This is a genomic window from Geobacillus sp. PLS 41 (assembly GCF_056494105.1).
In genome coordinates, this window is record NZ_CM151395.1 from 2,203,288 (window position 1) to 2,217,301 (window position 14,014).

General features: G+C 51.5%; 12 protein-coding genes and 2 pseudogenes. 12 read left to right on the forward strand and 2 right to left on the reverse strand.

The window, feature by feature from the left end; genetic code table 11:
* Position 1 precedes the first annotated feature (1 nt).
* Positions 2 to 334, forward strand: a complete 333-nt coding sequence (locus tag ACVX3G_RS11000; protein WP_014195963.1) for a PTS sugar transporter subunit IIA — start codon at positions 2 to 4, stop codon at positions 332 to 334.
* A gap of 14 nt (positions 335 to 348) precedes the next feature.
* Positions 349 to 1,002: pseudogene (locus ACVX3G_RS11005) on the forward strand (PTS transporter subunit EIIC); the annotation flags it as partial.
* A gap of 139 nt (positions 1,003 to 1,141) precedes the next feature.
* Here the strand turns inward: ACVX3G_RS11005 and ACVX3G_RS11010 are convergent.
* Positions 1,142 to 2,506 carry an ISLre2 family transposase gene (locus ACVX3G_RS11010; RefSeq protein WP_014194571.1) on the reverse strand — a complete coding sequence of 455 codons (1,365 nt, stop codon included), beginning with the start codon at positions 2,504 to 2,506 and terminating at the stop codon, positions 1,142 to 1,144.
* Between the two features lie 191 nt (positions 2,507 to 2,697).
* Here ACVX3G_RS11010 and ACVX3G_RS11015 point away from each other — a divergent pair.
* The 7 genes and pseudogenes from ACVX3G_RS11015 to ACVX3G_RS11045 all read left to right on the forward strand — a co-directional run.
* Positions 2,698 to 3,384, forward strand: a pseudogene (locus ACVX3G_RS11015) (PTS transporter subunit EIIC); the annotation flags it as partial.
* Between the two features lie 26 nt (positions 3,385 to 3,410).
* Positions 3,411 to 4,823 carry a glycoside hydrolase family 1 protein gene (locus ACVX3G_RS11020; protein ID WP_014195961.1) on the forward strand — a complete coding sequence of 471 codons (1,413 nt, stop codon included), beginning with the start codon at positions 3,411 to 3,413 and terminating at the stop codon, positions 4,821 to 4,823.
* A 158-nt stretch (positions 4,824 to 4,981) separates the two neighbouring features.
* Entirely contained in the window at positions 4,982 to 5,695 is a 714-nt protein-coding gene (locus ACVX3G_RS11025) for a GntR family transcriptional regulator (RefSeq protein ID WP_023634484.1), read from the forward strand.
* Between the two features lie 445 nt (positions 5,696 to 6,140).
* Positions 6,141 to 6,716 carry a YkoP family protein gene (locus ACVX3G_RS11030; RefSeq protein ID WP_020279320.1) on the forward strand — a complete coding sequence of 192 codons (576 nt, stop codon included), beginning with the start codon at positions 6,141 to 6,143 and terminating at the stop codon, positions 6,714 to 6,716.
* Positions 6,717 to 6,776: 60 nt separating this feature from the next.
* Positions 6,777 to 7,625, forward strand: coding sequence for a metallophosphoesterase (locus ACVX3G_RS11035; protein ID WP_014195957.1), 849 nt, complete (start codon positions 6,777 to 6,779; stop codon positions 7,623 to 7,625).
* 174 nt (positions 7,626 to 7,799) lie between these two features.
* Positions 7,800 to 9,305 carry a Na+/H+ antiporter NhaC family protein gene (locus tag ACVX3G_RS11040; protein WP_014195955.1) on the forward strand — a complete coding sequence of 502 codons (1,506 nt, stop codon included), beginning with the start codon at positions 7,800 to 7,802 and terminating at the stop codon, positions 9,303 to 9,305.
* A 63-nt stretch (positions 9,306 to 9,368) separates the two neighbouring features.
* Positions 9,369 to 10,295: an endonuclease I family protein gene (locus tag ACVX3G_RS11045; RefSeq protein ID WP_014195954.1), complete on the forward strand. Its 927-nt coding sequence runs from the start codon at positions 9,369 to 9,371 to the stop codon at positions 10,293 to 10,295.
* Positions 10,296 to 10,433: 138 nt separating this feature from the next.
* On the opposite strand, the gene ACVX3G_RS11050 is transcribed toward ACVX3G_RS11045, so the two are convergent.
* Positions 10,434 to 11,390 carry a bile acid:sodium symporter family protein gene (locus ACVX3G_RS11050; RefSeq protein WP_025038914.1) on the reverse strand — a complete coding sequence of 319 codons (957 nt, stop codon included), beginning with the start codon at positions 11,388 to 11,390 and terminating at the stop codon, positions 10,434 to 10,436.
* A gap of 227 nt (positions 11,391 to 11,617) precedes the next feature.
* On the opposite strand from ACVX3G_RS11050, the gene ACVX3G_RS11055 reads away from it, so the two are divergent.
* Genes ACVX3G_RS11055 through ACVX3G_RS11065 form a run of 3 tightly spaced genes read left to right on the forward strand, consistent with a single transcriptional unit; the run spans position 11,618 to position 13,995 of the window.
* Positions 11,618 to 11,839 (forward strand): FeoA family protein, encoded by a 222-nt coding sequence (locus ACVX3G_RS11055; protein WP_014195952.1) that lies wholly within the window; start codon positions 11,618 to 11,620, stop codon positions 11,837 to 11,839.
* Entirely contained in the window at positions 11,839 to 13,833 is a 1,995-nt protein-coding gene (gene feoB, locus ACVX3G_RS11060; protein ID WP_014195951.1) for a ferrous iron transport protein B, read from the forward strand. Before ACVX3G_RS11055 ends, feoB begins: the two co-directional genes overlap by 1 nt.
* 15 nt (positions 13,834 to 13,848) lie before the next feature.
* Positions 13,849 to 13,995: a FeoB-associated Cys-rich membrane protein gene (locus ACVX3G_RS11065; protein ID WP_014195950.1), complete on the forward strand. Its 147-nt coding sequence runs from the start codon at positions 13,849 to 13,851 to the stop codon at positions 13,993 to 13,995.
* Positions 13,996 to 14,014: the final 19 nt, after the last annotated feature.

The following is a 14,014-nucleotide window of genomic DNA, read 5'->3' on the forward strand; positions in this document are numbered from 1 at the left end:
GATGGAAAAAATCGATGTCAATCAACTCACCAATGAACAAGTCGCTTTCCAGTTGATTTTGCATAGCGGCAATGCCCGCAGCAAAATCGTCCAAGCCATCCGTGAATACCGGACCGGACAGGTCGGAGAAGCGGAGCGGCTGATTCAAGAAGCAGAGCAAGATTTAAGCGTCGCCCACGATGTTCATTTTCAGCTCATTCAAAAAGAAGCGGGCGGAGAAGAAACAAATCTTACGTTGCTTCTTATGCATGCGGAAGACCATGTCATGTCAACGCTGGCGATGAAAGAGATTGTAAAAGAAATGCTTGCGCTGTTGAAAGAACGAAATCTATAAAAGGGGGCTGCTTGATGAGCCAAACATTATTTGAAACATTAAGCAAAGTGCTCGTTCCGATTGCTGGGAAATTGAACAATAGCCGTTATTTGCAAGTGTTGCGCGACGCGTTTATGTTGGCGTTTCCGTTGACGATTTTCGGTTCGATCGCGGTCGTCATCGCCAACTTGCCGTTTTTGGACAAGGTGATGAGTGAAAACAGCCTCAATACACTCAAGGAGATGCTCGGCGTTGCTCCAAATGCAACAATGGGCGTGATGACGATTTTCGTTGTATTCGGCATTGGCTACTATTTATCGAAAAGTTATGAAGTCGAAGGGATTTTCGGTGGTGCGATCGCGCTGGCATCTTTTCTCTTGTTGACGCCATTCGTTTTGCAGGTTGAAGGGAAAGAGGCTGTGCAAGGAGTCATCCCGCTTGACCGTCTAGGAGCAAAAGGGATGTTTCTTGGCATGATTACCGCATTTGTCGCTGGGGAAATTTATAGGAAGATTGTGCAAAAAAATATTACCATCAAAATGCCGGCCGGGGTGCCGCCGGCGGTTGCGAAGTCGTTTGCGGCGTTGATTCCGGCGGTAGTCACCCTGACCTTCTTCCTCGTCGTCAATATCATTGTAACACAAATTTTTAAAACAAACATGCATGATGTCATTTACGAGTCAGTCAAGACTTTGTGGAGAACATTTTTTCGGTTCACTACGGGTGTTGTCAATCACTAGTTAGCGAACCATTTTCAGGAATTGATATCGTAAGCGCTTTCGGACTCTCATCCCTCATCTTGAGGCGATGATACGATATTCCATTTTTTTACACCCAACCACCATCCCGGAGCGCCGACAACGCTTGATGGATCGGCGTCCCGGATGACCGCTGCAGACACGGTAGATTCTGACGCACCACATCTGCCCATAACCGTCCGGCCTTCCGTTTGGCCTGTTCGATCCGCTTGGACTTTGTTGAGGCCGAGACGGCCGACTGGGGCTCTTGCTCCTCCCACCGTCCCTTTCTCCACCCGATCCCGTCGATTCGGGCTGCCATCGCCCTCAGAAACGCCCGAAGCCCTTGGTCTTTCCAGCTGCGGCGGGATTTCACCCGATGCGCAAACCGGCTCATCACGCTCTCGGCGTGGCCCATCGGACGCATGCCGGTCGTCTCCACCCCTTGCTCCGACAGCCACTCCCGATAGTCCCGGATGCATCCCGGCATCGACTCGATCCGGCGGATCATGGCAGCCATCTGCTTCTCTTTCGCTTCGTCCTCCAACGTGCCGACCGCGCTGTTCAGCTCCACGAGAAGCCCCTCTTCGTCTTGTTTCGCCAGCTTCTTCCGCACCTCCCGCCAACGCGAATGGCCGGACAGACACTGACGCAACTCCCGCGCCACATGAAATCGATCCAGCTGAAAGCACGCCCGCTTCCCAAAATACTCCCGGCAGGCCGTGATCCACGACGCCGCGTCGCCGTTGATGATCAAAAGGTCCCGGCACGGATCATAGGCATATTCGTTCATCAGCCACTCTTCAAACCGTTCCCACACGTCTCCCTCCCCTTCATGGAGGTAGTGGCGCCGGTTCACGAGCTCAAGCTGCGAACCGTTTCGTTTCCATCCCTCGTGAATCGCCAGGATTTTCTCTTCTTTCGCCCGTTTCCCTTTCCCCTGGCGGGAAATGAACAGCCCATCCGCCTCCACAAACAGCACTCGGCCGTGCCGTTGGGAAACAGGGTGGTGCAGCGAGACAGGGGCCTCCAGCACCAGTTGGCGAATCGCCTCGTGGCTTAGGACCGCATACCCCACGATCGACTCCAACGTACGGGCCGCTTTGCGGTAGGAAGAGCACTCTACGGCCAACTCGACCGCCGTTTCCTCGAGGCAAGGGCTGATCGACTGCGCTCCATCAAAGCCCAGTTCGGCATCCAGCAAGAAGGTATACGCCCCCGCCTGCCGATCATAGTAGTAGTTCCGTCGAAACGTCACTTCTCCAAACAGCGTTTGGATCGTGGTCGGCCGTTTGTCTTTCAGCTGATACCGGCGCTTGTCCCGCGCTTCCGCCAGTTGTTGATCAATCTCCTCCAAAAGGGCCGCCAACAAGACAGCGAACACCTTTTGAAGAGTTCTGACTAATTGTTCCTCCAGCTCTTTTAATAAAGGCCATTCTGTGGTAAGATGTTTCATGGACTCTCTCCCTCCTGTTTTCGGTTGATGTTGACAATCACCATCATAGCAGGGAGAGAGTCCTTTTTGCATGACATTTGCTTTTTTCTACCGCGCTTCGCTTGGTGGCCCCGACGAGCGTCGCGAACAAAAGTTCGCAACCCTCGTCGGGGATCATTTCGGAATGTCACCCACAAATATTTTACTCACACGTCATTTACAACACAGTGCAGGCTCCGCTTGTTGGGCTCGGAAGCGGCATTGTTCCAACGCTGATCGCGATTTTTGTTACGCAAATTTTATGGTTTTTCGGGTTGCACGGGCAAATCATTATCAATTCGGTGATGGATCCGATTTGGAACACACTGTCGCTCGAAAACTTAAATGCGTATACGAAAACGGGGGAAGTTCCGCATGTCGTCAGCAAGCAGTTCATTGAAATTTACACGGTTGGCATGGGCGGAACGGGGATGACGCTTGCTGTCATTTTCGCCATCTTGCTCTTTATGAAGAGCAAGCAAATGAAGCAGGTGGCCAAGCTCGGGCTTGGACCGGGAATCTTTAACGTCAATGAACCGATTATTTTCGGCTTGCCGGTTGTGATGAATCCGCTTGTCATCGTCCCGTGGATTTTGGCGCCGATGGTCGTCACGTTGGTGACGTATTTGGCGATGTCCTCAGGCCTTGTCCCGCCGCCTAACGGCGTAGCGGTGCCATGGACGGTGCCGATTTTCATCAACGGCATTATGGCGACGAACTCGCTGGCCGGCGGATTGCTGCAAGTGGTCAATTTCCTGATTGTGCTTGTCATTTGGTTTCCATTCTTAAAGTTCATTGACCGGATGAACTTGCAAAAAGAGCGGGAAGAGGGGCAAGACGCTGCGAAAAGTGCATCATAACGATACAGCAAATGAGGTGAATCACGATGGAACAACGATCAAAGCAACCAATCACGTATCGCTTTCCTGCCGGATTTTGGTGGGGAAGTGCGACATCAGCGACGCAAATCGAAGGAGCGGCAAACGAAGGGGGGAAAGGGAAGAACATTTGGGATCATTGGTATGAGCAAGAGCCTCATCGCTTTTTTCAAGGCGTCGGCCCAGAAGTGACATCCGATTTTTATCATCGTTACAAAGAAGATATTGCGTTAATGAAGGAGATCGGCCATAATTCATTCCGGTTTTCCATTTCATGGTCGCGCTTGATTCCGGATGGGGTTGGTGAGGTCAACTCGGAGGCGGTGCGGTTTTACAATGCGGTCATCGATGAATTGCTGGCGAATGGGATTGAACCGTTTGTGAATTTGTACCATTTTGATATGCCGCTGGTGATGCAAAACATTGGCGGATGGGAAAATCGCGAGGTTATCGATGCTTATGCCCGCTATGCCAGCCTTTGCTTTCAATTGTTTGGCGATCGGGTGAAAACATGGTTTACGCACAATGAACCCATTGTCCCTGTAGAAGGCGGGTATTTGTACGATTTCCACTATCCGAATGTAGTTGACTTCCGCCGCGCCGTGCAGGTGGCTTACCATACGATGATCGCCCATGCCAAAGCGGTTGCCGCCTTCCGCAGGGCGGCGATACAGGGTGGAAAGATCGGCATTATTTTGAATTTAACGCCGTCTTATCCGCGCAGCCAACATCCGGCTGATGTGAAAGCAGCGCATATCGCTGATTTGTTGTTTAACCGCAGTTTTTTAGATCCTGCGGTAAAAGGAGAATACCCGCAAGATTTAATCGAGTTGTTGGCTGAACACCGTTTTTTGCCGGTGATGGAAGTCGGTGACCGCGAACTCATCAAAGAAAATACGATCGATTTGCTTGGGATCAACTACTATCAACCGCGACGTGTGAAGGCGAAAGAACATCTGCCCAACCCGGACGCCCCGTTTTTGCCTGAACGGTTTTTCGATTACTATGCCATGCCGGGGCGGAAAATGAATCCGTATCGCGGTTGGGAAATTTATGAAAAAGGTATTTATGATATTTTAATTAATATAAAAGAAAAATATGGAAACATTGAGTGCTTTATTTCTGAAAACGGGATGGGTGTTGAAGGAGAAGAACGGTTCCGTGATGAAAGCGGCATGATTCACGATGACTACCGGATTGAATTCATTCAAGAGCATTTAAAATGGGTGCATCGCGCGATTGAAGAAGGAACAAATGTTAAAGGTTACCATATTTGGACGTTTATGGACAATTGGTCGTGGACCAATGCCTATAAAAATCGGTATGGGCTCGTGGCAGTCGACTTGGAGAACGGTTTGAAACGAACCATTAAAAAAAGTGGTTATTGGTTTAAATCGTTGGCAGAAAACAACGGATTTTAAACGGAAAGCAAGGCGTCCCGGGCAGCGGGGCGCTTTTTGTCGGTTGGGAGGACGGAGCGGCAACGCAAAAGCAGTGAAGGAGAAAGCCGCATTGGCTATTGTGCAAACAGATGATTGTTCGTACAATGAAAATAGGACAATGACGAGGGATGAAAACGATGCCAAAATATGAGCAAATTTCTAACGAAATACGCAGACGAATTAAAGAGGGAGTGTATTCCCTAGACGAGCCGATTCCTGATGAAATCTCGCTCGCTGAGGAGTTTGGCTGCAGCCGGATGACCGTGAAACGGGCGCTTGATCTGCTTGTGTCCGAAGGGCTGTTGTATCGAAAGCGCGGCCATGGCACGTTTATTGTAAAATCCGCCATGCTTGATGGATTGGTGAACGTCGTCAGCAACGAAACGCTCGGCTTGACGAGTTTATTGAAAGGTCGAAAGGTGACAAGCCATATTATCACGTTTGAAGTGCTGTTTCCATCTGATGAGGTGGCTGCTCATTTGTGCATCGACGCGAACACACCGGTGTACCACTTAATCCGGCTGCGCAATGTGGATGGCGAACCGTACGTCATTGAACGGACGTATATGCCCGTCCATTTGATCCCGGGGCTCAACGAAACGGTGCTTCATGGCTCGATTTATCGTTACATCACTCACGAACTCGGCTTAACGATTGCAGGGTCGCACCGAAAGATCCGCGCGGATAAGCCGAATGAGCTTGATCGCCAGTACTTGCAGTGCGCACCCGACGATCCGGTGTTGGAATTGGAACAGGTTGGTTTTTTGAACAATGGAGAGCCCTTTGAATACTCCTTTTCCCGTCATCGGTACGACAAATTCGTATTCGTCACCGTCAGCACCCGCCGCTAAACGGCGCCTGCTTTCGCGATCCGGGAAGGCAGGCGCGTTTTGTTTGCCGTTCAGGGTTGTTCTTTCCGTCTTTCTTCTAGAGAGTTGGTGGTTTATTGAACGCTCTCCCACCTACGCTAACGCTTAGAGGTGGGAGATTCTTGGGAACACCCGCCCAACGGCAGGCTATGAACCAAGCCATCCCCGTGCGTCCCACGGTTCGACTGCCCTACAACGACAGCAAACGAAGCCCTTCCTGCAAAAACCCGATCGTTTGGTTGATCAGCTCCGCTTGTGTTCGGGTGGGATACAGCCTGGGGCAGGGGGTGAAATGGAACTGGACCTCAGTACGCGCGTCTCCCGACTGGTTATGCAGCGATTTTTTCTCCTTTTTTCTCCATTTATAATGGCGCTCGATCGATTCCATAATGTAAATGGATAGAACGAGCAGGGAAGGATGCCGCCAATGAGAAGCAAAGCGACGCAGTGGCTGTTGTCTGTATGGGGACTGATGGATCCGCTCTATTATGCATGTTCCCGCCTCGAATATGTTGGTGGGAAAGAGAACGGCTGTCGTTCCATTTTCCGCGTCCGTTTGCTTCGATACAAGGGTGAAACCATTCACCTTTCGGACGGAACGACGATCGCGGCCAATGACTGGCTGTTGAAAATTCACCTTCATAATGTTCGTCTGCTTCGCGAACTGATGCAGTATCGAAGCGATATTCAAAAAGGACGTTATATTTTCGAACAAGTGAAAGCCGGTTTGCCGTATGTTGCCCATCATCTTTACCATCACAAACAGTCCTCCCGCATAAAAGGGATCATCGGCGTGACGATGTTAAACAAAGGTTGTGAGAGACTCGGATTTGATGCCATTGACATTGGCAATTCATTTTATCGTTGGTTTAAAATGGCATCCCATTGGCCGATGATGACAGTGGCCCAACACCGTCTCATGCCGCTTGTCCGCCCGCCGAAATATTTGGTGATGTCAAAGGAAAAATTGTTTTCGTTGTACGGCTGCCATCTCATCCACTAACTCCCTCTTTCTTCTCTCCTCCGTTTCACTATAATGGGTATCGAGGGAGGAGAGAAGACGATGACTTTCTTTTTTGTTTTTCTTGCAATCTTGTTATTGCTTGCTTTGGCCATTCGCAAAGCCCACCGCAACACGTATGAAGCGGTTTTGCATAAAGTCCAAGTCGGCCGTTCAGAGGATGGAGACGGAGCCCTTCGGATTTTGCAGCTATCGGATTTGCATCTTGAAAAACTGTCGATCACCCCAGACGATTTATACGAAAAGCTGAAAGAGGAAGCGATCGATTTGATCGCGTTGACGGGCGACTTTTTGGACCGTGAGGAAAGCATCGCCAAGCTCAGTCCGTATTTGGCCGCGCTGAATGCATTGAAACCGACGTACGGCATGTATGCGGTGTTTGGCAACCACGATTACGTGCTTCAAGGCGAACCGTTTGCGCGCTTGAAAGCGACGCTTGAGGCGCACGGCTGCGTCGTCTTGCAAAACGAGACGAAAACGATCACCGTCAACGGTCAAACCGTCAATATCATCGGCATCGATGACTTTTACACGGGGCGCAGCGACATCAAAAAGGCATACGCCGGCGTGAAAGACGGCATCAACCTCGTGTTGACGCACGATCCGGACATCGTGCCGCATATGAAAGACTATCATTTTGACTACTTGTTGTCCGGCCATTTCCACGGCGGGCAAATTCATTGGCCAAAGCCGTACCATTTGGCGAAAATGAGCAAAACGCTCACCGAGCGGAACATGATCAAAGGTTATCATGAATGGGAGGGGAAACCGTTTTATATCAACGAAGGGCTTGGGCAAACCGGGGTGAACATTCGAATCGGCTCGAAGCCGGAAGTGACGCTCCACTTGTTGGCGCTGCCGTCCCGAAGAGAAGCAGTGAAAGCTGTCTAATTGGCAGCTTTTTATTTTTTTATTAGGCAGGAAAGCGGTTTCGCTTGCGCGTGCCACCATGCGGCGCGCTTTTTGTGTGGACTCGTCTCCCTGTTGTTGGGGGAAAATCAATGACCGTTTGCATAGACAAGGGAAACAATCGCCATACTTTTTAAAGAAAGGAGTGAATGGCCAATGGAACCGTCGTGGAAAGCTCTCTTGCCATTTTTAGTTGTCATCCCGATTTCAATTTGGACGAAGCAAGTGATCCCTGGACTGTTTGTCGGGCTGTTGGTCGGCAGCTATTTCATGACGCCGTCGTTGCTTGGCGGGCTGCGGACGATGCTTCATTACGTCGTCGATAACTTGATGCAGACGAACAACATTCGCATCATCATTTTCTTGTATGTGTTCGCCGGTCTTGTCAGCATGATCAAATATACCGGGGGAATCAAAGGGTTCGTCCATCTCGTCAGCAAAAAAGTGAAATCGGCCAAAACCGCCATGCTGCTGACGTGGATTTCGACGATGGTGACGTTTAGCGACCCCGATTTTCGCATCGTCACCGTCGCGCCGATCATGAAGGCGCTGCGCAAACGGCTTGGGCTGTCGTCCCAGCAAATCGGCTTTGCCATTGAGGTGACATCCAACCCGGTTGTCGCGCTCATCCCAATTGCCACCGCGTTTGTCGGCTATATGGTGTCGGTCATCGATAAGGCGCTTGATACGGCTGGCATCGGAGCGGAGCCGTACATCGTGTACGTCCGAAGCATTCCGTTTAACTTTTTCTCGTATGCCATTATTGCCGTCGGGCTCTACTACAGTTTTTTTGTCTATTCGCGCCAAAAACAAGCAGCAGTAAGCGAAAAGCGGAAAGAGGCGCCGATTCGGAGCTGGAACGAGCGGTTGGCGCTCGAAATGGCGGAAGAACAGCGGCCGGCTGACAATGAACCCAATGAAGCGCAAGGGGAAGAAGGAGACGCGATGCAGACGTGCCCGCGCGCCTACCAAAAAGAAACGCCGGTCAAGCCGTGGAATTTGATCGTTCCGCTTTCGATCGTGCTTGTCTTGACGTTGTTTTTAAGCTGGTGGGACGGCCGCCGGGGGGCAAGAACGTTTTGGCAGGCGTTTTTGCAAAGCGATGCGCTCGGTGCGATGTTGGAGGCGCTGTTGTTTACCGTGATCATTACAGTGGCCTTTTTCCTTTGGCAAAAGTTTAAGCTGAACGATTTATTGACTCATTTTGTTAAAGGCGGCAATGAGCTGATTTCCGTCATTTTAATGCTGGCGCTCATTTGGGCGCTGTCGGCTGTGGCGGAGGATTTAGGGTTTTCGCAATACATTACGGGCCATGTCAAAGAATGGATTCCGCCGTTTTTCGTCGCTCCGATTTTGTTTTTGCTTGGCGCCGTCATTTCCTATTTCATCGGCTCGTCATGGGGGACGTGGGGGATGTTGATGCCGCTTGGTGTAACGCTCGCGAGCCAGTCAGGAGCGAATATTTTGCCGGTCATCGGCGCTGTGTTTGCAAGCGGCACATTCGGGGCGTTCGCGTCGCCGCTCAGCGACAATACAGTGACGCTTTGCACCATTTTGGATTTGCCGGTGATGGAATACGCGCGCACGAAGTTGATCCCATCGTTGATCGCCGCCGGCATCGCCGCCGTTTTGTTCGGCGCGACATCGTTTCTTTTGCATTAACGCTGTTGTCGCCCTCTTTCGCCTTCCATGATACACTAAAAGAAAAAAGAAAGGGGAGCGCCGATGGGAGAGGCGGAACGGCGGCTTGAGGAGCTTGGCCAATGGCAAACGGAAGATGTTGCCGCCCAGCTGGAGCAGTTGAACGAGCGACTCGCGGTGGAGGACGCGTATTATCGTGCGGATGAAGACCAACGGGCGCGCGAACGGTATTACCGCCATCTGCCGCTTGAAGGGGACGGATTGGTGTTGTTTGTCTGCTATCACGAACTGGTGGCGCATACCCATAAGCGACGGCTGCCGTATTTTTTCAGCAAGGACGAATATTTGTACACATGGGTCGACTTGCAGCCGGACGGAACGGTGCGAAGCTTGTACTCCGGCGAGCGAAAAGACCCGAAGATGTTGATCGTCCAAGATGTCCAAACGATGAAACGGCGCTACGATGAATTTCGCCAGTTGTTGAAAAAAATGAAGCATGGGCTCGGCGATGTGCACGAGCGGGTGAAAACGATCGAGCAGCAATGGAAATTCAATGCCGAACATGTCGTGCCGCAGTCTTGGTTTGGCGCCCGCGAACCGATGAAAGGCGATTTGCATCATTTATTCGTTTGCCAGCCGGAGTGCAATACGATGCGGTCGAATTTTCCGTACGCGGATTTCCCGTTTTACAATCCGGAAGATCCCGACGAGCAAATCCAAAACCGTTGCGGAGTCGTTCATAATGGCTATTTCGAGCCGGAATACGGCAAAGGGACGGCGGCAAGGGCGATGTTGTACTTTCTGCTTCGCTACCCAAAGGCGATCGCAAAGTCGTTTCGGCGCAAAATCGATATTCCGCTCCTTGTCCGTTGGCACGAACAATTTCCACCGACGGTGTATGAACATCATCGCAACAGCGCGATTTTTTTCATCCAAGGCAACCGCAACCCGTTCATTGATTTTCCTGAACTGGCAGGGCGGATGGTGTTTCCGTTTGAAGGGGCGCTGTGAAATGAGGTGAAAGGCGGGTGCCTGCCTTTTGTCCCGGGTGTCAAGGAATAAGAAAGATGAGCGGAAAAGCTGTCTCCGAAAAACGATCATTCATTTCGGAAGACAGCTTTTTTGTTGCTAGGCAAAGCGTGAGAGGGGTTAAGCGGAAATCGTTTGTTCATCCGCCTGGCGATCTGCTTGTTTGCGGAAGTATGTTGCGACCATCGGACCGGAAATATTGTGCCAGACGCTGAAAATGGCGCTCGGAACAGCGGCGAGCGGCGAAAAATGGGCGGTCGCTAAGGCCGCACCAAGCCCGGAGTTTTGCATGCCAACTTCGATGGAAATCGCCTTTTGTTTTGGCGGTGACAGGCGAAACAGTTTGGCAAACCAATACCCAAGCAGCAAGCCCAATCCGTTATGAACAACGACAATAAGAAAAATAAGCAGTCCGCTTTTGGCAATGGCCGCCTGGTTTTGTCCGACGACGGCGGCGACAATGGCCACGATGGCGATGACCGAAACGAGCGGCAGCGCCGGGATGCACGCTTTGACTTGCTTTTGGAACAGAGCCTGGGCGATGAGTCCTAAAAGGATCGGAATCAGGACGACTTTGACGATCGACCAAAACAAAGCTGCGGCCGATACGGACAGCCATTTTCCCGCTAAAAGCAAGATGAGCGAAGGCGTCAAAATCGGCGCTAAAATCGTCGAAACAGACGTGACGGCGACCGACAGAGCCGTATCTCCTTTCGCCAAATACGTCATGACGTTGGACGCCGTTCCGCCCGGACAGCAGCCGACTAAAATAATGCCGAGCGCCACTTCGCGCGAAACCGGCAGAAAGTAAGCGAGCAAAAACGCGATAAGCGGCATGATCAGAAATTGGGCAACGACGCCGATCAACACATCAAGCGGACGTTTGAATACTTCTTTGAAATCATCTGCTGAAAGCGTCAATCCCATGCCAAACATCACGATGCCTAAAAGCGGCACAATATACGGGGCGATCCACGTAAACGCGCCGGGAGCGAAAAAAGCAAGCGCTCCGAACAAAAGCACCCAAATCGCAAACGTATTGCCGACAAAGTTGCTGATTTTTCCTAGTGTGTTCATTGAGCTTCCTCCTTGAGCAAAGATGGGAAAGATATACAAAAGATTATATACACTTTTCAGAAAAATTCAACTGATGAGGTAGCGAATTTTGAAGAAATGGTGACAATGAGGAATGATTGTGAAAAAAGTCACTCCTTTTTTCTTTGCTTATGGTATGATTGAAATTGAGAAGAAGAATCATTATTGACCTACATGAGAGACGGATAGAAAAACAGGGGGAAATGATCATGGTGCTGACTGATTTGCATAAAGGGGAAACAGCGGTCGTCGTCCATTTGGCCGTCGAGCAGGAGGCACTGAAACAGAGCCTCCTTCATCTAGGGGTCAAAGAAGGAAAAATGGTGCGGTTGAAAGCTGCGATGCCGTTTGGCGGACCGGTGATGATCGAAGTTGATGGGCAGGCCATCGGCTTACGGCGCAAAGAAGCGTCGGCGATTGAGGTGAAATGATGGCGTACGTAGCGCTGTTTGGCAACCCCAATACTGGCAAAACGTCATTGTTTAACTGTTTAACCGGCTCTTATGAATATGTTGGCAACTGGAGCGGGGTAACGGTCGAGAAGAAAGTAGGAGTGCTTCGCCAACACGGTGTGCCGGTCGTCGATTTGCCCGGCATTTACTCGCTCCAGCCGCTGTCCCGTGATGAAGGAGTGGCGACTGATTTCTTATTGACCGAGCCGTGTTCAGTGATCGTCAATATCGTTGACGCGTCGCAACTCAAGCGCAACTTGCATTTGACGGTTCAGCTATTGGAATTTGGCCGCCCACTCATCATCGCTTTGAATATGGTGGATGTCGCTGAAAAGCGCGGCGTCAAAATCGATGCCGCCAAGCTGTCGCGCCATCTCGGCGTCCCAGTTGTTCCGGTCATCGCCCGGACGGGAAAGGGGACAAAGGAGTTATCCCGCACCATTTTGTCGGCAAAAGACGGACACCATTCCCGCATTTTTATTGATTACGGCGTTGAGGTGGAACGCGCGATCTGTCGCATTGCCGAGCAACTTCCCGATGACATGCCGGGAGATAAGCGCTGGATGGCGTTGCAATTTCTAGAAGGAAACGAGCGCATCGCCGCCTATTTGCGCGGGCGGTTGGATCTTTCTCCGCTTCTGGAAGCCCGCGCAGAGGCGGAACAGAAGCTCGGATCTTCGGTCGCCGAACAGATTTATGAGACGCGTGACCGCTGGATCGGTGAGGCAATCGCTGTTGCGGCGATCGCGCTTGAGAACAAACCGTTGACATGGACGGAAAAAATCGATGTGGTTGTGACAAACCGTTATGTCGGGCTGCCGATTTTTTTGGCGCTGATGTATCTCGTGTTTATGCTCACGTTTAACTGGCTTGGGACGCCGCTTGCCGATCAGCTTGACGCTTTCTTCTCAGGGCCGCTCACTGATTGGCTGTCCCGTCTTCTCGACTGGGCGGGGGCGTCGCCGTTTATCAAGGCACTCGTTTTGGACGGGATTGTCGCTGGGGTCGGCGGGGTTCTGGTGTTTGTTCCGCAAATTTTCATTTTGTTCTTTTTCATCTCGCTTCTCGAAGACTCCGGGTACATGGCGCGCGTGGCGATGGTGATGGACCGGATGATGGAAGCGATCGGGTTAAACGGCAAGGCGTTTATCCCGATGATCATCGGCTTTGGCTGCAACGTTCCCGGGGTGATGGCGGCGCGCACGATCGAGCAGCCGAAAGAACGGCTGTTGACGATCTTGGCGCTGCCGTTTATGTCGTGTTCCGCCCGCTTGCCGGTGTACGCCTTGTTTGCCGGCACGTTTTTCGTCCGCGAGCAGGCGCTTGTCGTGTTTTCACTTTACGTGCTTGGCATTGTAGTGGCTTTGGGGCTCGCCAAGTTGTTCTCATCGACGCTCTTGAAAAACGAAAGTTCGCTGTTTGTCATTGAATTGCCGCCATACCGCGTGCCGCAGGCGCTCACGTTATGGCGGAGCACATGGGAGAAAGGGAAAGGGTTCGTTCGCAAAGCCGGCACGTTTATTTTTGGCGGTTCGGTCGCCATTTGGCTGTTGACGTACATCGGGCCGCATGGGGTCGGCGTCGCGATGGATGACAGTTTTCTCGCCGCCATTGGCGGCCTCATCGCTCCGTTGCTCGCCCCGCTTGGCTTTGGCGCCTGGCAGGCGGGCGCGGCTTTGATCACCGGTTTTTTGGCGAAAGAAGTTGTGGTGTCGACGATGAATATTATTTACCACGTTCATGAAGCAAGCGGGCTGAAGAAAGTGATTGCTGCCCAGTTTACGCCGCTGTCGGCGTTCAGCTTTATGGTGTTCGTTTTGCTTTACACTCCGTGTCTGGCAACCGTGGCGGCGATCCGCAAAGAAACCGGATCGTGGAAATGGACGCTGTTGTCAATCGGATGCGCGCTGACGGTTGCGTATGTCATTTCGTTTGCCGTCTATCAGTTTGGGCATATGCTTGGTTATTCATGAAAGGAGAGAGAATCGATGATCGCGAATCTTGTGATCGGCGGAGCGATTTTTGCCTACGCCGGCTGGACGCTGGTTCGCCACGTGAAAAAAAGCGCCAAAGGGGCGTGCGCGTCATGCCATGCGGCTGACCATTGCCGAGGCAGCTGCGGGACGGAGAGGTAACCCGTTCAAGACGAACGGA